12 protein-coding genes are annotated in these 22,037 nt (G+C 43.9%); 9 read left to right on the forward strand and 3 right to left on the reverse strand.

Annotated elements, in window-relative coordinates; all coding sequences use genetic code 11:
* Nucleotide 1: 1 nt before the first annotated feature.
* The 5 genes from artQ to OCU56_RS07640 all read left to right on the forward strand — a co-directional run bounded on the left by artQ (nucleotide 2) and on the right by OCU56_RS07640 (nucleotide 4,342).
* Nucleotides 2-691, forward strand: coding sequence for an arginine ABC transporter permease ArtQ (gene artQ, locus OCU56_RS07620; protein ID WP_261872638.1), 690 nt, complete (start codon nucleotides 2-4; stop codon nucleotides 689-691).
* Nucleotides 688-1,359 (forward strand): arginine ABC transporter permease ArtM, encoded by a 672-nt coding sequence (gene artM / locus OCU56_RS07625; protein WP_261872639.1) that lies wholly within the window; start codon nucleotides 688-690, stop codon nucleotides 1,357-1,359. The genes artQ and artM overlap by 4 nt, the downstream gene beginning before the upstream one ends.
* A gap of 187 nt (nucleotides 1,360-1,546) precedes the next feature.
* Nucleotides 1,547-3,211 (forward strand): AMP-binding protein, encoded by a 1,665-nt coding sequence (locus tag OCU56_RS07630; RefSeq protein ID WP_261872640.1) that lies wholly within the window; start codon nucleotides 1,547-1,549, stop codon nucleotides 3,209-3,211.
* Between the two features lie 142 nt (nucleotides 3,212-3,353).
* On the forward strand, nucleotides 3,354-3,704 hold the full coding sequence (locus OCU56_RS07635; RefSeq protein ID WP_261872641.1) for a hypothetical protein: 351 nt from the start codon (nucleotides 3,354-3,356) through the stop codon (nucleotides 3,702-3,704).
* Between the two features lie 50 nt (nucleotides 3,705-3,754).
* Nucleotides 3,755-4,342: a hypothetical protein gene (locus OCU56_RS07640; protein ID WP_261872642.1), complete on the forward strand. Its 588-nt coding sequence runs from the start codon at nucleotides 3,755-3,757 to the stop codon at nucleotides 4,340-4,342.
* Between the two features lie 77 nt (nucleotides 4,343-4,419).
* Here the strand turns inward: OCU56_RS07640 and pbpC are convergent, their stop codons facing one another.
* The 3 genes from pbpC to OCU56_RS07655 form a co-directional block, all read right to left on the reverse strand.
* A complete protein-coding gene (pbpC, locus tag OCU56_RS07645) occupies nucleotides 4,420-6,585 on the reverse strand; it encodes a penicillin-binding protein 1C (RefSeq protein WP_261872643.1) in 2,166 nt (721 codons plus the stop codon).
* Nucleotides 6,582-11,246: an alpha-2-macroglobulin family protein gene (locus OCU56_RS07650; protein WP_261872644.1), complete on the reverse strand. Its 4,665-nt coding sequence runs from the start codon at nucleotides 11,244-11,246 to the stop codon at nucleotides 6,582-6,584. The genes pbpC and OCU56_RS07650 overlap by 4 nt, the downstream gene beginning before the upstream one ends.
* Before the next feature lie 384 nt (nucleotides 11,247-11,630).
* On the reverse strand, nucleotides 11,631-16,334 hold the full coding sequence (locus tag OCU56_RS07655) for a DUF3320 domain-containing protein (protein ID WP_261872645.1): 4,704 nt from the start codon (nucleotides 16,332-16,334) through the stop codon (nucleotides 11,631-11,633).
* Between the two features lie 885 nt (nucleotides 16,335-17,219).
* Here OCU56_RS07655 and OCU56_RS07660 point away from each other — a divergent pair.
* The 4 genes from OCU56_RS07660 to OCU56_RS07675 are packed head-to-tail and all read left to right on the forward strand — an operon-like array spanning nucleotide 17,220 to nucleotide 22,036.
* Nucleotides 17,220-18,101 (forward strand): hypothetical protein, encoded by an 882-nt coding sequence (locus OCU56_RS07660; protein ID WP_261872646.1) that lies wholly within the window; start codon nucleotides 17,220-17,222, stop codon nucleotides 18,099-18,101.
* Nucleotides 18,102-18,129: 28 nt separating this feature from the next.
* Complete coding sequence (locus OCU56_RS07665; protein ID WP_261872647.1) at nucleotides 18,130-19,134, forward strand: ABC transporter permease subunit; 1,005 nt, start codon at nucleotides 18,130-18,132, stop codon at nucleotides 19,132-19,134.
* Nucleotides 19,135-20,178 carry an ABC transporter permease gene (locus tag OCU56_RS07670; protein WP_261872648.1) on the forward strand — a complete coding sequence of 348 codons (1,044 nt, stop codon included), beginning with the start codon at nucleotides 19,135-19,137 and terminating at the stop codon, nucleotides 20,176-20,178. It abuts the gene before it with no gap.
* 4 nt (nucleotides 20,179-20,182) lie between these two features.
* On the forward strand, nucleotides 20,183-22,036 hold the full coding sequence (locus OCU56_RS07675; RefSeq protein WP_261872649.1) for an extracellular solute-binding protein: 1,854 nt from the start codon (nucleotides 20,183-20,185) through the stop codon (nucleotides 22,034-22,036).
* The last annotated feature ends 1 nt before the right edge of the window (nucleotide 22,037 follow it).

Raw genomic sequence — 22,037 nt, forward strand, 5'->3', positions numbered from 1 at the left:
GATGGAGTTAACGGGTTACTCCGCCTCTCTTGCACAAGCAAGTTGGATTACGGTCCAACTTGCTTTTGTTAGTTTATGTGTCGGCTTAGCATTAGCGGTTCTGTTTGCTTGTGGCGAAATGTCTCGTCACAAGTGGATGTCATGGCCAACAATATTGTTTGTCACCGTTGTTCGAGGGTTACCTGAACTGCTGGTTGTTCTGTTTATCTTCTTTGGTTCCACCCAAGTGATCTTTATGATCACGGGAAATTTTGTTGACATTAGTCCCTTTATTTCTGGTGTGATTGCCCTAGGACTTATCTTTGCTTCCTATGCATCTCAAACCATTCGTGGCGCATTAAAAGCAGTACCTAGCGGCCATATTGAAGCGGCTAAAGCTTTAGGGCTGAGTAAAAGCCGTACCTTTGTAAAAATCGTATTACCACAAGCCGTACGTCACGCGATGCCTGGCTTAATGAACCAATGGCTGGTTCTATTAAAAGATACTGCCCTAGTTTCTTTAATTGGTGTGACCGATCTTATGAAACAAGCGCAATTAACCTCTGCCAGCACTCACCAAGCCTTTACTTGGTATGCCACCGCTGCGGTTATTTATCTTGTGATCACTATCATTACGCAGAAGTTAGTTAAAATCATTGAGCGTCGCTTCTCCCTTCAAGAAGCCTCAGCAGGTTCGGAGACGACAGCATGACATTGCAACATTTTTATCAAATGCTCGACGGCTTAATGACCAGCTTACACCTCACATTTGTCTCACTACTTGTCGGGTGTATTTTGGCGCTATGTATGACACTCACCCTGATCTTACGTACCCCAATTTTGCACTGGTTAAGCCGTGGATTGATCACTCTATTCACCGGTACACCATTATTGGTTCAAATTTTCCTAATCTATTATGGACCGGGACAGTTTGAATCGATCCACAGCAGTTTCTTATGGCCATGGCTAAGTCAGCCGTGGTTTTGTGCCATGCTAGCTCTGGCTTTAAATACCGCAGCCTACAGTACCCAACTGTTTAAAGGGGCCTTTAATGCCATTCCTTCAGGGCAATGGCAAGCATGTCGAGCATTAGGCATGAATAATATGGCAAGCCTACGCGTATTATTACCGTTCGCCATTCGCCGTGCTATTCCTGCCTATTCCAATGAGGTGATATTGGTCTTTAAAGGCACTTCTCTTGCTAGCACCATAACCATTATGGATGTGATGGGCTACGCACAACGTATCAATGCACAAACCTATGACACCTTAACCGTGTTTGGTGTAGCCGGCGCTTTTTATCTCACAGTGAATGGCCTATTGACCATTTTATTGCGCCGATTAGAGCGTAAAGCATTAGCATTTGAGAATGTCCGTTGAGTATCATGACAAGGGCCAGTATTACGCTGGCCCTTTTTCTATGTTGATTTTATGATAAAAACAGCCCCACACCCGTCGATTAAACCATCAAGTGGCCATTCCATCCTCCGAGATATGACCTAAGCCTCTCCATAAAAATGCAATTATCGGTTAAAATAACCGGTATGTAATAAGTCTGAGAATACTAATGAGCACAAACAATAAACCTTGGATCAATGCTTATCCGAGCGACGTACCTGAATTTATAAACACTCAACAATATAAAAATATTAATGAGATGTTTGCCAAGACGTTTGACAAGTTTGCAGACAAAACCGCCTTCATTAACATGGGTCATTCACTGACTTACCGTGAGCTCAATGAAAAAAGTTCTGCCTTTGCAGCGTATCTGCAAGGGGAGCTAAATGCGAAAAAAGGGGATCGCATTGCGTTAATGATGCCTAACTTGTTGCAATACCCTATTACTATTCTCGGGGCCTTAAAGGCCGGCCTAGTGGTAGTGAATGTGAACCCCTTATACACACCTAGAGAGTTAGAGCATCAATTACGTGACTCTGGGGCGACCATTATTGTCGCTGTAACCAACTTTGGAGACAGCTTACAACAGGTGATCAGCCGTACTAGCCTAAAACACGTCATTCTAACCAGTATTGGCGACGCGCTAGCCCCTCATAAACGCACTTTAGTTAATTTTGTGGTGAAGTACGTCAAAAAAATGGTGCCGAGCTTTCACCTGCCCGGAGCTATCTCACTTAGACGAGCCTTAACCGAGGGGAAAAAATTAGATTTTAACCCCCCAGTGATAAGCCACGATGATTTGGCTTATTTACAATATACCGGTGGCACCACAGGCTTAGCGAAAGGGGCGATGCTCACGCACAAAAACATCATTGCAAATGTACTGCAAGTCTTCGGCCACTTTGGGCCACGCACCGCAAAAGAGAATGAATACGCCGTTACCCCCCTTCCCCTTTATCATATCTTTGCCAACTCGGTAAGCATGATGCTGATGATGTATATGGGGGGCACCAACCTCTTAATCACCAATCCTAGAGATCTAAAAACCTTTGTTAATGATTTAAGTAAATACCCATTTACCATGATTTTTGGTCTCAACACCCTATTTGCTGCGTTAAATAATAACGCCAAATTCAGAGATCTGGATTTCTCCCATGCGGAGTTCACCATTGCAGGCGGTATGGCGACGCAAAAACACATCGCCGATGAATGGCAACGTATTACCAGCATGCCCATTATTGAAGGGTACGGCTTAACCGAATGCTCCCCTGTTGTCGCCGGTGGCGTACATACTCAGCAAGAATACGTTCCAGCCGTTGGTGTACCATTGCCAAGCACAGAGCTAAGAATTGTCGATGAAAACGGACTCCCCCTTGGTATAAACGAAGTAGGTGAGATTCAAATTCGCGGTGAACAGGTCATGAAAGGGTACTGGAAGCAGCAAGCAGAAACCGATGCTGTACTTTCCGCAGATGGCTGGCTCAATTCTGGGGATATCGGTCGCATGGATGCCGATGGCATTTTCTATATCGAAGATAGAAAAAAAGACATGATTTTAGTATCTGGCTTTAATGTCTTCCCAACCGAAGTGGAAGAAGTGGCGACCTTACACCCAAAAATTCTCGAAGCGGCCGCCGTTGGTGTCGCCGATGACATTGCCGGTGAGCGAGTGAAACTGGTGGTGGTTACCCGTGGTCCTGTGACGGTAGATGACATTAAAAAACACTGTCGCCAGCACCTAACCGGTTATAAGATCCCTAAAGTGATCGAATTTAGAGACGAGTTACCAAAAACCAATGTAGGTAAGATCCTACGTCGCGAATTGCGTGACTAATTAATCGTCCCTCTTGGGCCTAACCAAAAATGGCTAGGCCCAACTTTCCCCCATTAACCTATCCCATTCCCTCCATCAGGAACGCATAGTTTTTCACCCCACACTCTTATATACTGCTCCCTCTTTCAAAGGGAACCCTATTATGGAAATGCTCATTGTTTCATCGGAACAACAAAAACGACTCATCATGCTTTTTATTGCTAAAAAAGCATCAATGTCTGATAAAGCTTTGCTGAATAATCTTAATGCTTATGAAGTGAAATCCTCCGTTTATGCGGCATTCAAACAAGCCCCAGATCTTCGCGTAGAACGTATTCTATTACCTGCCTTTGATGATAAAAATGCCAAACTGCTTGGCGGCGATTTTCTATATCGTTATTTATCAAAAGGGTATATCTGTTTAGGGAACTATACTGGCAAGCCTAAGCCTGATTTAACACCATGGGGAGTGCGCTCAGTTCGTATGCTTCCTAAAGTTGGCTTTGGTTTATAGCCACTTTAAACACATTTCGCCCCACATTTTGCCACAGTACAGGACACATAATGAGTGAGTTAACACCTCAACAAGAGCAAGCCATTGCCACCTTTAAAACCAATATGCATTTCCCAGGCGATGGGTACCATGCTTTGATTATTGAACTGTGTAAAACCTATCAGCTCCCCTTTCAAAAAGTCCGTAAGGCTCTGATGAGTAACCAAAAAGCGATAGAGAAGAACATTCGTCAACAATATGACCAACTCACAGAAGATGACCTAACACAACAGGCTTGGCTTAACCTAGTGCACGGGGAGCTAAAAGGGATGGCCACCCATAACAGTAGCTTAATGGCAACCTTGCAAGCCAATGCAAACTACATTCACGCCCTTAAGCAAATTAACAGCGGTATAAACACCGAACCGATGCGCGAACAAGTGTTGGAAGCGTTATTTTTGGCTTATGAAAAGGTGATGTTTAAACCTTTAGCCGCCATGTTGCACACCACGGCGCTGTATTGGAAGTTAATGCGCGCAGAGGAGATCCATGTCATGACTCAAGAGTATCGCGCATGGTTTAGTGACTACCCACAACATATGGAGGTGGCTGCGCACCTATTCACATTGCAGCAGCAGGTTCAATCGCTAACGCTCTAAAAGCAGAAAGGATAACCTTCGTCACGCATCACAGGTTATCCTTACTTTGTTCCCTTGTTACCTTATCGGTTATACGTTCATTGTGAGGGGTATACGGTGATACTCACAGAGGAGCAAGTGCTGTCATTGCACGCTTTAATTTGATGCGTACCAGATAATGACGCTGCCACGATATGATCCCCCACCACATTGCCATCTAAATACCAACGTGACGACACACTAGACGATTTTAAGGTCAATACCTGCCCCGGGTAAGGATAAATATGACTGCCATCTTGCGGTTGAATAATATCAATGAAATGCGTGGATTGACTGTGCTCTTTTTTCCAAGACAATAAGGCTTGAGGCCACTGATTAGCCTTAGATAAACGCTTATCACGACGTAAGGTTCTCGGTGTCACGCCGTCTATCGTCCACGCGACTCTTTTTTCAATACAGTCTTTGTTGGCAACCATAGCCGTTGCTAACCCGCTAGGCCAACAAATAGCTTGCTGAACCACTTGCGGTGGCTTAGTCACTGATTGTTGATCTTTAGGCAATAAGTCAAACACATCAAACAAAAAAGGGGCCGCCATTGTTGCTCCCGTTTGCCCTACATAGGGGGAGCCATCGGGTCTGCCAATCCAAACACCAACGGTATAGTCATTACTGGTACCAATAGCCCAAGCATCACGATAACCATAACTGGTGCCCGTTTTCCAAGCGATTTTACGCCCATATTTGGCTTGCGGTCTATCTGGTGGGCTTATGCCTTGCAGTATATGGCGAGTAATCCAAGCGCTTTCTGGGCTCAACAAACGTCCTTGCAAAATAGGATCTATCTGGCTTAATCTTGGTTTTATGGCCATACCTTGCCGACTTAATGCCGTATAGTACATAACCAATTCACGCAGCGTAGAGCCGCCACCACCTAACACTACCGTTAAATTTATATCCGCTAAACGTAGCGATGCCCCTAAGATCTGCATCTGCTTAACGAAATTTTCTACGCCAATTTTATCAAGAAGATACACGGCGGATATATTTTTTGAACGTTGCAGCGCTTCGCTGGCTGACACTTTCCCTTGCACATGTTTATCAAAGTTTTGCGGTTTATAACCGCCAAACGCCATAGGGATGTCCAGCAGCAAACTTTGCGAGTGTATCAAGCCGTCATCTAACGCCCTGCCATAGACAAACGGTTTTAAGGTTGAACCTGGTGAACGCACCGCTCTGGTCATATCCACATGACCAAAACTGCGCTTACTGTCCATATCCAGCGATCCCTTATAGGCCTTCACTTTACCCGTTTTATTCTCCACCACCATTACAGCCACCGACAAGGCTTGTGACAGTTCGCTAAATCTCTGATGAACAATAGCATTCACATTGTTTTGTAACTCACTATCTATGAAGGTGGTGATTGTGGAAGCGCTCGGATCTTGCATATCTTCATTATGTTGTTGGCGATGCTTTAACTCACGCGCCAATAGCGGCACTTGCCGTTTAATGGGCATGCGCCCTGCCGCCACTTTTTCCTGCTTAAGTAATTGGTACTCTTGCTCGGTCAACATCCCTTCAGTAATTAAACGTCTGAGCACCTTGTTGCGCGCCTGCAAGGCGGTTTTCGGGTGTCTATCAGGACGATACACACTAGGCCTTTGCGGGATCACGGTTAATAACGCAGCTTCAGAAATATTTAAGTTTTGGGCTGACTTACCAAAATAACGCTCACTGGCTGCCGCCACCCCTTCAATGTTTCCTCCCATAGGCACATGAGTAAGATACATATTCAAAATGTGTTGCTTGCTGTAGTGATGTTCTAATTGTAAAGCGCGAAAGATCTGCTCAAGCTTCCCCCAATAAGAGCGATCTATGGGATATAAGATACGCGCTACTTGCATAGTTAAAGTTGACCCACCAGAAACGATTTTTCCATAACGAAGGCGCTGATACGCAGCGCGAAATAGCGCGCCTATATCCACGCCCTTGTGCGTGTAAAAATCGTGGTCTTCATAGGCCAGCAGTGACTGCAGGTAGATTGAAGACACTTGATCCACTGTAACGGGCGTACGGAACGTGCCATTAGCATCGGCAAATTGACGTAACACTTCTCCTTGTGACGATAGTACATTCACTGCGTTACTTTTATGTATCTGTTGCGGCAAGGGGTATGCCCAATTAAGCGCATACCAACCGCCCACAGTCACAGCAAAGGCGCATACCATCGCTGTGACTGCAGTGATTATCCCTGTTTTGATCATTTGATGGTCACAGTCTCAGTAGAGCCTGGCTCATAAACAAAACGTTCTGGCGCGTACATATCCTCAATATACACATTAGGCACCTCTGACACCCCTTTGGTTTCTGCGCGCATCACATAATAAAATGTGTATTTTTTTCCCGCAGACATATTCAATGCGGCAACATAGCGGTCATTACGAAACTCTTCCATCTCCACGTCACTGGAATAGAAGTCTAACGACTCAAGTAGCTCTTTCGAGTCAGTAAAGTCTGGATTTTCTAGTACCAATCCCGCTGGCAGATAATCCACCAGCATCCCTTTGTCCACATTCTCATTCAAGCGTACACTCACACGAGCAACAATCGTTTGCCCTACCTGCCATTGGCCGCTGTTAATGGGTAACCCATTCTCATTAAAGTAGTCACGATCCACCTCTTTAAAGGCAATGGAACTACTGAGCATATCTGGATCAGCGTAGCCATCAATGGACTCAGTGACATAGATAGGCTGCGCGGTGTCGTTATTAAATGTATCCCCTAACTTCATGGTAAATGGCTGAGTGGCTTGTACCGAATAGCCATTTTGCGCAATGGTCACAGGATGTTGATTTAATGCTTGCAACTCAAACCCTGCTTTGGCTAAGGCGTACTTCTCTTGGGTACTAAAATAGCGACGACGATTTAGCCTGTTAAAAATCTCCTTGGCAGCTTCAATTCGCATATTGGATAACTGCGGATTAATCGGACCTAGTTGCTCCAATTCACTGACGATAGACACCAGTTTGCTGTACGACGATATGGCAGAGTCATAATAACTACCCACCACAATGTAGGGACTGTCATCCACAGCGGCAAAATAACGCTTGCTGGTACGCATATCACCTAATCGGTAAAACGTCGCCCCTAGATAGGCATTACTTAGACTGCTGTCGACGTTCAAGTTTTTTAAGTAGCTTTTCGCATCTGAGAACGACAATAGCCCTTCTCGGCTTAGAACATAACCCGCATAGGCCAAGTCATTCACATCCTTAGAGTTGTAGAGGTAATAGTGCAAGCGCTGAACCAATTTATCCAGCATGTCTTGATTAACAAGGTTCGGATGAGCGGCTTTCACATCAAATAAGAAGCTCGCCACATACGCCGTTAACCACTTTTCTTCATAGGAGTTGCGGCCCCATAGACCAAAGCCACCTTGGGCATTTTGATAGTACGAGAGGCGCATGACCGCTCGTTGCAACATATCCGTGTCATTAACCGTTTGGTTATGCTTAGCCGAAACAGAACGGCTTTGTAATACCTTTTCCTTTAGTGGCAACAGCGAACTGTCATCCAGTAACCATGGGTAAGCCGTACTGGTGGTTTGCTCAACACAACCGTAAGGATAACGGAACAAGCCTTGTACAAAAGCGGTGGGTTCTATTTCTGGCACTCGGCTAAACGAGATAGCGCTAATACCTTGATCTACAGGTAAAATGCCATTCCATTGTCCTTTACTCACTCGCATCACATCTCCGGAGCGTAACACTCGAGTGGATTTTTTACTCACGTATGGCGATGGCGTACGCACCGGCACACGCCAATTACGCTGCACGGTATAGTCCGCACTATCCACTGACAATTGCAATGTCGACATGGCGGTCGTGTTACCCACCTCTATAGGCACAGCAAAATGCCCCTTTTCTCCTGGAGAGAGCATCAACACTTTTTGCGGATCACCTTGTAGGGTAATGCCATTCTCAGCACTAAGTGACAGTGTGACTCGTTGTCTCTTTTTAGTTTGGTTTGATGCTTCTACCATCACCTGGCTTTGGCTATCTGTAGCAAAGAAACGCGGCACTGAAAGCTCAGCAACAATAGGAGCGCTAACCGTTACGTCTTGTGTGTTCTGGCCAAATTTATTGCCATCAAACACGGTAGCCACCATTTGTACTTCACCGTTATAGTCAGGCACATGCAGTTGCACTTCGGCCTCACCATTACTGTTTAATTTAACCGGAGGTAATACGGTATTGAAGGTTTTACTCTCCACTAAGTTGTCCATAGGTTTGCTGCTATTGAGGTCTTCATCACCACCATAACGATGACGAATGAACGACGACGGGCGTGATTTAAACTGTCTTGAGTATAAATCTACGATATCGGCACCGAAGCGTTTCTGCCCATAGAACCAATCAAACAGGTTAGGCACTTTATAACGGGACATATTAATGATGCCTTTATCCGCAACCGTTAATACCACATAACCATTGTTTATTGCTTGGTGCCCTTTCACTTTGACCTTAACGGTTTGAGTGGTAAAAGGTTGCAGTTTTTCCGGTGTCACTAGGCTCACATCTAAGTGGCGATGGCCTCGGTATAGCTTAATGGGTGCAACGGCTAAAGAGCGATGCACAAACGAGTTCTGTGAGTTCACTAACGTCCCCACCAGATACAAGTCGTATCGTTGTAAATCTTGCGGTATTTTAAGTCGAACCTGAGTTTTGCCTTTTAGATCCACGGTCGCGTGCTGGTAGGTTTTATCCCCTACTAATTCTAAAGTCACCAGTCCATCAATAGGCGATGAAAGATCAACGGTAATGTACTCCCCTGCTAGATAATTTTCTTTATCCAACTTCATAGCAAGTTGATCAGGTTTCACTGGAATTTGCTTGTTTTCTTCATCCCAACCCGCCTCAAAGTTATACACGGTTTTTTGTCCACTAGGGGCTATAGCAGTAATTCGATAGTCACCCCATCTCACTGGTATAGAGACCACATTACCCTGTTGTTTTAGATTTTTAACCGAGGATTTCACCACACGCCATTTGTTGTCTTGACGCAAATCCCAACCTGAGCTTTCATTAAACACCCAATAATAGCCACCCGTATTTCGTTCAACCCTAATAGTAACTTTATCTGATAGGGTTTTATCACCGGTTTCATTAAGTAGCAAAAGGGAGAACTTGGCATCGGTGTAATAACCAATGGCATCACTTGCCGGCTTAATACCCACAATAGATTGACCATTTGCAATAAGCACTTTTTTTACTCGGGTTGTCGTCGCGCCGCCGGTTTCAAACAATTGGTTATTGATGGTTAACATGGCTGGACCCTCTAACGCTTCTTTTTCAATAGGCGTCAGTGTTACGGTTCCGTGTCCTTGTTTGTCTAGATTCATCTCTACGGTTTCAGGGGCCTTACTCGATGAAATATAATGTTCCGTACCCACAAAATAGTTTTGATACTTACCTGGGAAGTGAGTAATAGATTGCAGAGTTGATCTTATGGTTAACTTATTACCATCTGCAGGTTGACCGTACAGATAACGCCCGTTCACATCCCCTGTTATAGCCTCTCCTGCTTGTGCTGATGCGGGCAGTGATAGCGTAAGATCCATACGCTCAGGTACAAACTCCGCCACATTAAAGTTAAAGGTGCCAATGGCTTGTTTCGCGGTTTTATTGGCTAAGATAGTGGCGCTCCACTTACCTAACTTGGCCGATGCTGGAATAGTAAAGTCAAAATTAAAGAAGCCCGCAATGGATTGTTTTACGGTACGTGACAGAGCCACTTTACCATCCGGTGTCACCACCTTAACAAACACGCTGTTCAGGGAACTGATATCCCCAGACTCTTTACGAACCAGCACGTTTAGTTTCACTTTCTCTGAAGGTTTAAACAAGTTGCGATTGGAGAAAACAAAGCCGTTTATCTTTTTATCAGGCAAACCCGCCACTTTAAAATCCGACAAATCCAGAGGCACTTCCTTCATAGGTAGCACGGCTAACCCATGCTGACTTTCGATGACAAACACATCATCTTCAGAGCGGTTTGAGTAATTCATTTGCACAAATCCGTTACTCACATGCCCAGTACCATGAATGCCATTTTTGCCTACAATGGTCACTTTTCCTTTTGCCAGTGGACGATTACTGGCAAGATCCACCGCTTGTAGTGACACTTTGTTGGCAAACACTTTTCCTTGTACCCCAATATCGGACAGCAGTACGTGGAAGATTTTAGGTCTTTCAAATGAGTTAGTTGGCTTTATGGCAAGGATGTACCAACCGTTACTGAGGTTATCTGGAAGGGTTAAATTGGATTCAACGGTTTCATTCTCCTTAACCGGAGGAAACTTAAAACTTAAATCGGTTTGATGGGTAAAGTTTTTTCTCAAACGCTGGGCTGTCCAGTTGCTCAACTGCTCAGAATAAAAGTAAGAGGAAAACAATTTTGGCATATTATCAACGCGATAAATAGAGACTAATGCTCCGCTGGCATTGACACTTTCAATAGGTATCGCGCGATCACCGGTCGCATTGATAAACGGTCCCTGCCCAATGATACGCACGGATGGTTGGGCTTCATAAATAGTAATGTATTCCACCTGGTCTAATAGACCGCGCTCAATACCATTTAATGACACCGCATACTCACCTACGCCATCTCGACCAATAGGTAAATATTGATAAGTGCGATCCGGCGATAAAATCCACGGAGTGCTGAGGCGTTTTTTATCTTTCACCACCGCAATATCTAATGCCTGATGAACGACGCCATCTAAACTGACCACCACACTGGTTTTTCCGTTTATTTTACCCTCAGTGACATCCGTTACCGACACAGCAAAAGCGCGTCCGGCAAAACAGACAATGCAAAAGAGGGTAAACAGGCGAATCATTCGCTTTACCGATGTTTCCATACATAATCCTTAATTAATACACTTATTTTATATTCATATGATAAATGATTTATTTGTGATTTAGGTGAACAATATGTCAATTAGAGGTGAGAATTTTTCAGGCTAGCCAGCCATTTCACAGATTTTCTGACACAAAGAGCTTCATTAGTAAGCCTTTGAGGTAACAGCAGTTTGTTAACACAATATAATTTTTGCTGTGTAGTCTGTTTGTTGCTTAAAATGACATCAGTGGTCTAAGGGAGCAACACAAGGCTTGCTCTAGAAAATGACCCTCTAGAGCATTAGCCCAAATAATGACTACCGGTAAAATAATGACTACCGGTAATACCGCTCACCGTAATATCATTGTCAAAAATAACGCCACAACAACGCTTGTCTTAACTATTATTTACTAGCAACGGTATACGTATCCCCTTGTAAATTCAGTTTCCCCGCCTCTTGTTGCTGGTTTAGCACCGCTTCTACGCGGCGTTTCATCCCTTGACTGGTGCTGGAAAATCCCAGTATTTCGGTGACACATTTCACCAGTTCATCCTGTGCAATAGAAAACGTATCTCGCACGGTTTCTCTAGCTGCCATGGCAATTTCTGTATCGGAAACAAAGTCAAACTTACGCTCATTACTAGGCAGTGATTTACGATTGCGCACTGTGGTTTCTGTCTTAGGATAAATGACAAAATCCCCATCAACACTCACTTTGCCCTGCAGCTGTAACTGAGCAATAGCACTGGCAATAGCGCGGTTAATTCTCGCCCCTGATCGCGTTGCGCCAATAGCGGAAAGCAAACGAATCGCCAAATGTTTAGTGTGCATCGGAGATTCAATAGTTAACACTGTCTCAATGTCTGCTGCTAGCACAGCCACAGGCGTTTCGGGAATGGTTTGTTCGGGAGTTAATGATAACTGCGCTACATCCATCACCGTATAGTTGGCGGCACTATGCACTTCGGCCACCTCGGCCACTTCCACTCGCTCAATTTTTGCTTTAGGCGCAGGTTTTGCGGCAGGTTTGGCAACGGGTGCATTTTCATCATAATTGGCATAAAAAGCTTTGGCCGACTTAAGAGCCTCATCCAAACGTTGCGTCGCTTTTTGACGGTTTCTAAACCAGTCGGTACTCCAAATGCGATGGAAACGCCATCCCAACCCTTCTAAGACCCCTTGACGGATTCTATCTCTGTCCCTAGCACTTTTGGAGCTATGATAGGTCGCACCATCACACTCTACCGCTAACATATAACGGCCCGGTTTGGCAGGATCACGAACGGCAATATCAATATAGAAACCGGCGCAACCCACTTGAGGTTGTACTTGATAACCCAAACTGCGAATGGTGGAAATGACTTCTTCTTCAAACGGAGAATCCGGCTCTTTGCCCGTTTCCGCTGGACGAACTAACTCTTTAGTTTCCGCATAGTGAAGGAAGTTTTTCAACGCACGAACCCCAAATGGTGTTTCACCTGTAGTAGGCATTTCGTCGGCTTTAAAGTTACAAAATACCTGCATGCTCATACGCGCACGAGAAATTAATACATTTAAGCGACGTTCACCGCCATCTGAGTTCACCGGACCAAAGCTCATTGGCAAACGCCCTTCTTGGGTTTTACCATAGCCAATACTAATAAAGATGGTGTCTCTTTCATCACCCTGAACATTTTCAAGATTCTTAACAAAGAAATCTTCCCCTTGTGCATGTTCGGCAAAGAAGTGTTCAAGATGTGGATTTTCTTTACGCAAGCGGTCCACTTCCAACAAAATCGTATCACGCTGAGCGGTACTAAAGGCCACGATTCCTAATGTCTGTTCCGGTGAGTGTGTCGCATGCTCCATCACCGCCTTCGCCACTTCCGATGCTTCCCCTACATTGACCCTTGCTCCACCACGATCGTATGTGGTGTGAGGCAAGTAGTTAAAACTCAACCCCTTGGCATGAGGGTTAATGCCTGAAGATGGGAATATCATCAATTTGTTGTCATAAAACTCTTGGTTAGAGACGGCAATGAGCGATTCATGGCGGCTACGATAGTGCCAACGTAACATGCGCTCTGGGGAGCCTGCGGCTAAAAACATCCCCAAAATACTTTCAATATCGGCGGTCATGCTCTCTTCGGCTTCTTCGTCATCGAGTGAGTACTGACGACCAAAGAAACTGGTGGGTGGCATCTGCTTAGTATCCCCTACCACTATCACTTGTTTACCGCGTAAGATCGCCCCCAATCCATCAGCCACTTTGACCTGTGAGGCTTCATCAAAGACCACCAGATCAAATTCAATCGTTGCAGGATCCAGATAGGTGGCAATGGACATGGGGCTCATCATAAATACGGGTTTGATTTGCTGAATAGCGCGTCCAGCTCGATTTAACAGACGTCGAATAGGTAAATGACGGCGTTTTTTATTAAATTCACGACGTAGCGTTTCCACCTCACCACGAGCACTTGGGTTTGGTAAACGGGAGAATAAATCATCCACCAGCTTTTCTTGCGCAAAACTGAACAGCTGTTTATCAATACTTTTAAATTGTGCAATGCACTGCTCATGTGCCACGCGATCAAACTCTTTAATGGCTTGCTCTTGTTCATACACTTCATTGACCAATTGTGAGTAATAAGCATATTGAAAGCCAAGACGCATCAGATCAGGTTGCGATTGCCAAGTATAAGCCAGCACACTCCACGCGTGTAAGTGTTGTTGGTTCAATCTCTCGCTTATACGGTTAAAGCGAACCAGTTCATAAAAGTTATCTAAGTCATTAATAAAACCAGTGATTTGTTGCCCTTTCGCACTGGCTATTTGCTGCATAAAGGCTTCGCTGTCCAATTGCAGATCGTCACATAGCCCTTGAACCATGCTATCGCGCTGTTCTAGCAATTCATTGATGCTAGCCAGTTGATCGGTGGTGACGGGAACATCAGAGGTATCAAAGAAGCGCGCCACACTGCTATCGATACTCTCATCCTCTATGGCTTTAGTGGCGTTATATACCCATTGCATCGGTTCCAATAATGCTGCCCAGTCGGTGCGTTCTTTACGGTAATTATCACCAATCACTTGAATGGCGGCCTGCGCCGACTCAATAAACTGACGCTGATTGGACTTTACTTGTAACAATGCATCGATAGACACAAGCCATTCATCCACATTGCCTGTTAATCCATCTTTACGTAACCCGGCAAAATTCGCTTTTAATTTTCTAAAATCGCCAGATAAAAAACGCCACCACTTTTTACCGGTAGTGGAGAACACGCCGCGTGTTTGGGTCCAATCGTAATCAAAGGCCGACTCCACAAACTCGCCCTGCAATTGCTGCATACTTTGTTGCAACTCAAGACCATGTTGGGCAAATTGCAAGATGCTGTCGCCGTTGCTTGCCCACTGAGATGATTCGGTACTTACCCCTTGTAAATTCGGCTTAGCCGCAATCACAGATAATGACTGTAGCGCCTTCATGGCATCGGCAAAAGACTCCACCGTCATATGTAACTCGGCACGTTTTGCCAAATGGGTAATGACGTCAACAATCTCCCCTTGCACCTTGGCCAGTGTTTCACCGCACTGTTTAGCATTGGTCAGCATGCTCGGTGACGCTTCTTGTAAACGAGTTGAGCTAAAGCTGTTTTCACATGGCGCGCCATGCACCGCTAAGTAGTCCACCAATTCCTGAATATTACCCAGCACTTCCTTAAACTGAGTATGGGACCAATCACTCACCGTTGCCGCAACCTCAGGTAGCTCAGATAAGTCAATGCCTTGATCGGTTAATGTCTGCTGAGCGTGCATTGAATGGCCCAATGCCACTTGATAACTGACACCACTCTCTTTGATGGGCGCATTCACGGCGCGGCTGTAGTCATCCAGTTGAGCGCGCAACGCCACCAACTTTTGTATGTCATCACTGTGCTGTGGAGTGATGGGCGCTTTTTGCAATAAGGCTTCCTCTAAGGAGCCCAATACCGCTTTCTTATTGGCTTTATTTGAGTGCAATTCAAGTACGAAATCACCAATATTACAGTTATCTAAACGCCTTTTTACCACATCCAATGCCGCCATTTTCTCAGCCACAAACAGCACTTTTTTGTCATCGGCTAAGGCTTGAGAAATAATATTGGTGATGGTTTGTGATTTACCGGTCCCAGGAGGCCCTTGAATCACCAAGTTAGTGCCGGCACGGGCGGCTAATACTGCCTCTGTTTGGCTGGAGTCGGAGTCTAATACTAGCTGAATCGCTTCCGCTTTATTGACATCCATCGGGGTGGCGTTTAAATGGTTTCTATCGGATTCAAAACCACCACCGTATAAGCTTTGCATGACATTATGTTGTGACGGCTTTTTACCTTCCGGCCAAACTTCATCAGATAAGTCTTGGTACATTTGAAACTTACCAAAAGAGAAGAAGCTTAAGGCCATTTTGTCTGCGACGACTTGCCAACGACGCTCTTTAGCGATGGCCTCACTCACTTGAGTGAAATAGTGCTCTAACGTGAAATCGTCTTGCTCACTGTCAAATTTTGGCAGTTCAATGGCAAAATCCATGCGTAATTTGGCAGCCAATGTGAGGTTGGTACCCAAATCCGCATCTGTGTAGCTCACTTTGAACGCATCCCCTGCCTCAACACGTACCAATTTTACCGGAATTAAGACTAATGGGGCGTAACGGGGTTTGTCTGAGTTATCATCTTCATACCATTTCAAAAACCCGGTGGCCACATACAGAATGTCGACCCCTTGCTCTTGAACATAGGTCATGGATTCAGCGTGAATTTTCAGTAGCCTTGAATCTAAATTCTGCGCAAACAATTGTGTTTGCAAAGCGGCGTCTTCAAACCTTTTATCACCGACCTTACCGTGTAGGTGATCGGTTAAAGCACTGAGTTGTAACGGCGTGTTATCGTCTTTTAGGTTTTCCGGTGCAGCTAAAAACTTCATGGTTCGATTTTTATTTACTAAAATATCAAACACTTGCGAAGACTTTTCATCAACTATTTCTAACACCTTCGAGCCTTTACCTAAACTGAGCAAGGTATTGCCACGTAGCCCCATATCCAGTAATTCTTGACGACTTTTTTCAAACACACTTTTGATTTTCATACTCGTACTTATTTTTAAATTATCTCTTATATTCAAGTAGTAATCCGAGACTCAATGAGAAACATGCTCTGGAATCACTCCCTTGATAGTATGCAATATACCTCACATTGAATAATGAAAGGCCCTGGCATCTTTACTTTTCATTTATTATTTTCAGTGGCATCTAAATATTCACATTTAGCCTACAGTTTTACTTCACCATCAATCACGAACTGTTACCACAAAGAGTATATAAGCCAATTAATTACTCATTGTTCACACTAATAAGCAGTTAAACTTATCTACCCTTACAGTATATTCGTGACATTGCATTTATTAAAAATAAAATTGATGCGAATCATAAATTAAATTCATGAACTAAAATGGCTCTGATTAACAAACCGCAAATAGGCAGTAGTGAATTTGAAATATTACTTTTCATATTTACAGATTGCTAAGGTGTTTAATTTACATAGATGATTGATGCCTTATTTATAAGTGATAGATGTGTTGTTGCCGATCGTTTTTTACCTGAGTAGGTTGATCCAGATCACAACTCTGCACAAGTTATCTATTATAGATTTGTTAGCAACGCGTGGGAGGGAACACGCTCTTTTGTTGTGGAACATTTAACGATTCTCCTTTTCAAATTAATACTTTCGTTAATGTTTATTTCACAAAGAGTAGTCGCAAGTTAAGTTTAGTGAATCTGTTCGCTTAAACTAAGCAAGGATTGCTAGGTTTATTAATTACTCAAGTTATACAACTGCCCACATATACATCTGCAGAATGAATGAATACTGTCGATTGCATATAGAGTGGTTTTTAACCTATATATAGTGCTATTGATTGCCATAAATCCCTCTCAATAAGTACAGATTATTTGACTTTTATTGAGATACCCAATTGAACAGATCAAATCGACTAATAAACACAGGGATGTTACTCGCCATCTTGTCGTTTTCAGCAACTCCTGCTTTGGCCAGCGAAACGGACAACAACGCATCCACTACCACACCACAAACTGAAACTAAACACACATTCAGTCCTCACATTACCGCTTATGTCGCCGCTACCTATTCTGATGACTGGGCGAGTGACTACCGTGATGACCGCAATGTTGAGTTTGACTTTAAACTTGGCTATCAGTTCACTCCCAAAATCAGTGCCGGCGTCATTACTGGGGTGTATTACTTAGATAACTCCTATTGCTCCACACACACTAAAGACTATTGGTGTATGACGACCACATACCTGTATGGCAGTTACAGCAACCTATACAGCATCGGTGATTTTACTACTTTTGGCTTGAAAGGCCGTTTCATTTTACCTACCACTCAATACGCTCGAGATACAAAACTTCAATACGGCATTGCAGGTTATGTACCTATCTCCTTTGATGTAGACCGTTATATCAGTGGTTTCGGTTTGGTGCTGCAACCCTCGCTGACCAAATATTCAAATACATACAAAACATCTGGCGGTCAAAATCTAACGGAATACACGTTAGGTCTTGATCTCTATGCAAGTTATCAATTCACCGATAAGTTTTCTTTCACTCTCTCGGTCAATGACAGGCATTACATCACCTATCAAGGTAACGCCCATTACCCAAGCCTTAGCCATTCTGAAGAGTTCGGTTACCAACCCACAAGCAGTTGGTATTTCGGACTGGGCTATACCAACAGTGCACAGTATTACAACCCTGACAGAGGGCCAAACCCTATAACAGGTCTCTTTGACGATAAAGACCCGCATTTTTATCTAAGCTCAAGCTTTGCCTTCTAGGTAAGCAATACCAATAAAGGAAATTACTTTGCTAGGTTATTTTATAAAAAGACTCTTACTTATTATCCCAACTTTTTTAGGGATTACGGTATTGATCTTTTGTTTAACTCGATTTGTTCCAGGTGGACCTGTTGAACGAATGATTTCACAAATGCAAATGAGTGGTGGAGCTAAAACGGCCTCTCAGTCGCTTTCTGAAAGTGAAATCAATGAGTTAAAGGCATTATACGGAATGGACAAACCCGTCTATATTGCTTACGCAGATTGGCTTAATGATTTGGTTCACCTCAATCTTGGGGTGTCCACTCGCTATTACGATCCTGTATGGGACATGATCAAAGAACGTATGCCAGTGTCACTATTTTATGGGGGTATCGCCCTTATTCTCAGTTATGGCATCGCCATTCCATTGGGGATATACAAAGCGATACACCATGGCAGTAAGGGCGACAACATCAGTTCTGTGATTATTTTCGTTGGCTACTCCATGCCTAACTATGTGCTCGGTGTGTTATTACTTTCACTGCTGGCCTTTTATTTCGATGTCTTACCCCTTGGGGGGTTCACCAGTAACAACTTTGATGAACTGAGCTTATTTGGTCAAATCAAAGACTTGTGCGTGCATGCTGTGTTACCAGTTATCTGTTACACCATCGCCGATGTCGCCATTCTTACCATGACAATGAAGAACAACTTGTTAGAAAACTTGTCTTCAGACTATGTGAAAACCGCGGTCAGCAAAGGTCTCACCTATAAAGACTCTGTTTATAAACACGCGTTACGAAATAGTTTAATCCCTATAGCCAGCTATTTTGGTTCGGTTATCAGCGTATTTCTATCAGGCTCTTTTCTCATTGAAGTTGTGTTCAATATCGACGGTATTGGCCAACTGGGCTATGAAGCCATTATTCAAAGGGATTACCCTGTTGTAATGGGTATTTTGTCTCTTTCTGCACTGCTATTGATGTTCGGCAACATTATTTCTGACATCTGTGTAGCAGCCGTTGACCCTCGAGTTAAGTTTGGTAAATAGATGTTTAATTTTGATGATCTAACAAAAAAGAAGATTGCGCGCTTTCGTTCAATTAAACGCGGCTATTTTTCCTTAATATTTCTAGTGCTACTGGTGGTGCTCTCTTTATTCTCAGAGGCATTAGTGAACAGCAAAGCGCTAGTGGTGTCTTATCAAGGTCACCTCTACTTCCCTACCTACTCAAAAATGAGAACCGGTGAAGACTTTGGGGAGCAGTATGGCTATGAAGCGGACTACCGCACCTTACAACAAAAATTTGCCAAACAGGATAACGGTGACTGGGTAATTATGCCTATCGTACCGTGGAACCCATTAGAGCAAGATTACTCAAACGGGTTTCCACCGACAGCACCTAACGCTCATGCGCAGCACTACTTAGGCACTGATAACTCAGGTCGGGATGTATTAGCCCGTTTGATTTACGGCTTCCGTATTGCCATTTTCTACGCCTTCATCACCTTAGGTATTTGTTACTTTATTGGGGTAATTGTAGGCAGTGCTATGGGCTACTTAGGCGGTAAGTTTGACCTCATAATGCAACGTATTATCGAAGTGTGGTCCATGTTGCCCATGCTGTATGTCATTATGATCTTGGTTTCTATAGTGAAACCGAACTTCGCCTTATTTGTGTTCATTAACGTACTGTTTGGCTGGATACCCATTACTTGGTATATGCGGTCCATCTCTTATAAAGAGCGCGCTAGAGAGTATGTCCTTGCGGCAAGAGCCCAAGGAGCCAGTAGCTGGCGCATCATTACCAAACATATTTTGCCTAATACCTTGGTAATGATCGTGACTTTGGCACCGTTTACCATAGTGGCCAATATTTCAACCTTGACTGCGCTGGATTATCTAGGGCTTGGCCTAACGCCCCCTACCCCAAGTTGGGGTGACTTGCTACAACAAGGCAAATCCAACCTTGATGCATGGTGGATTATGAGCTCTGTTGTGTTCTCCATCGTTGGTATTTTGACCATGATTACCTTTATTGGTGAAGCCATTCGTGAAGCCTTCGATCCTAAGAAACAAACTAAGTACAGCTAATAGAATGAATATAAATACTCTAAAAACATCAACGTTATTGGTTGCACTGCTTGGCGTAATGGCCGTTACGCCAAGTTACGCCAATACCGCAGCAACAGTCAGTCAAGAACAAACAGCGCCACAACTACCGAGTGACTTAACCTGGATTTCTAATCCAGATCTGCCACTATTTGCCAGTCCTGACGCAAAACGTGGCGGCACTTTGAATCTTTATTTAGCGTCTTATCCGTTAACCTTGCGTACCATTGGACCGGATTCAAACACGGCGTTCCGTTCATACTTAATGGACGGCCATCCAAGTCTTGTGGGTATTCACCCCAACACCTTGCAGCCTTACCCGGCTCTCGCAACTTCTTGGGCGTTTAGTAAAGACAATAAAACCGTTTATTTTCGCTTAGATCCACAAGCTAAATGGTCAGATGGTGTGCCAATTACCGCTGATGATTACGAATTTTTCTTCGACTATGTGTTTAATAAAAATGTGCACGCGCCGTTTTATAAGAACTACTTTACCCATAAAGTAACGGGCATCACAGTGTACGATAAATACACCATTGCTCTGCATTCAGCCGATGCCCTGCCCCATGCGCAGTTACTTGATCGTGTGGCTATGCAACCTAAGCCAAAACACTTTTTTAAAGATGGCATAGATAAAAACTATCTACGTACATTCAACTGGAAGGCCGAGCCTACCACCGGTGCATACTATGTATCAGCACTGAAAAAAGGCCGCTCTATTGAGCTATCACATGTGAAAGATTGGTGGGGATATCACAATCGCTATCTAAAAAATCGTTTCAATGTAGATAAAATCCGCTTTTCTATCATTCGTGACCCAGACCTTGCGTTTAAGTATTTTGAAAAAGGTGAATTGGACGTCTTTAATGTCAACTCACAGAAATTGTGGTTTGATAAAACAGACTCTGCCCCTTTCCGCAAAGGTTACATTGTAAAATCTATGCTCAATAATGAAATGTCTACGGGCGCTTCTGGCATTTGGTTAAACATGGTCAATCCATTGCTTAAAAATGATGAAGTGCGCGAAGGTATTGCTTACTCAATCAACTTCGATTCTGTTATTAAGCACGTCCGTCATGGAGAAGCCACTCGACAAAATGGTTTTGGCACTTTAGTGGGTAAGTACAAAACACCTAAAGATGTAGGTGTGAAACCTTTCTCTCCTGTAGAAGCGAAAAAGCACTTTGCTAAAGCGGGTTACTCTACTTTAGGCTCTGATGGTCTTTTATATAACAAGCAAGATCAGCCACTGCAAATGACCCTGACGTATCTCAGTGCCAGAAGCACCGCTGATGTTATTATTTTAAAAGAGCAGGCCAAAAAAGCAGGTTTAGACATTGAGCTTAAATTAGTAGATGGCTCTACTGGATTTAAATCCCTACTTGAGAAAAAATTCCAGTCCGCTTACTTTTCCATGTCTGCTGGATTTTATCCGGCCTATCGTCAGTACTTCCATTCAAGTAATGCCGTGCCTCAAACCAATAACTTCTTTAGTTTCTCCAATCCTAAAATGGATGAACTGATCACTAAGTTTGATAAAGCACCGACCATTGAACAACAGGTTTTATACTCCAATAAAATCCAACGCATGATCATGGACGCTAACTGTTTTATCCCTGGTACTTCATCGCAATTTACCCGTTCCGCTCACTGGCGTTATGTTCGTTTGCCAAAAAATGTGGGTACGGCACAAACTCGCTATTTGTTTGATGAAAGCGGTTTAGACCTTGGACTAATGTGGATTGATTCCAAAATGAAGAAACAGGTTCTACAGGCGAAGAGTGACGGTGATACCTTCCCTCGCATCACCCATTTAAGCACTCAATCAATCGGTCAATAAG

Source organism: Vibrio rarus, assembly GCF_024347075.1.
In the GTDB taxonomy this organism is placed as follows: Bacteria; Pseudomonadota; Gammaproteobacteria; order Enterobacterales; family Vibrionaceae; genus Vibrio; species Vibrio rarus.

Coding starts and splice junctions, on each gene's coding strand:
- artQ (WP_261872638.1), top strand. CDS start 2: ATGGAGTTAACGGGTTACTCCGCCTCTCTTGCACAAGCAAGTTGGATT.
- artM (WP_261872639.1), top strand. CDS start 688: ATGACATTGCAACATTTTTATCAAATGCTCGACGGCTTAATGACCAGC.
- OCU56_RS07630 (WP_261872640.1), top strand. CDS start 1,547: ATGAGCACAAACAATAAACCTTGGATCAATGCTTATCCGAGCGACGTA.
- OCU56_RS07635 (WP_261872641.1), top strand. CDS start 3,354: ATGGAAATGCTCATTGTTTCATCGGAACAACAAAAACGACTCATCATG.
- OCU56_RS07640 (WP_261872642.1), top strand. CDS start 3,755: ATGAGTGAGTTAACACCTCAACAAGAGCAAGCCATTGCCACCTTTAAA.
- pbpC (WP_261872643.1), bottom strand. CDS start 6,585: ATGATCAAAACAGGGATAATCACTGCAGTCACAGCGATGGTATGCGCC.
- OCU56_RS07650 (WP_261872644.1), bottom strand. CDS start 11,246: ATGGAAACATCGGTAAAGCGAATGATTCGCCTGTTTACCCTCTTTTGC.
- OCU56_RS07655 (WP_261872645.1), bottom strand. CDS start 16,334: ATGAAAATCAAAAGTGTGTTTGAAAAAAGTCGTCAAGAATTACTGGAT.
- OCU56_RS07670 (WP_261872648.1), top strand. CDS start 19,135: ATGTTTAATTTTGATGATCTAACAAAAAAGAAGATTGCGCGCTTTCGT.
- OCU56_RS07675 (WP_261872649.1), top strand. CDS start 20,183: ATGAATATAAATACTCTAAAAACATCAACGTTATTGGTTGCACTGCTT.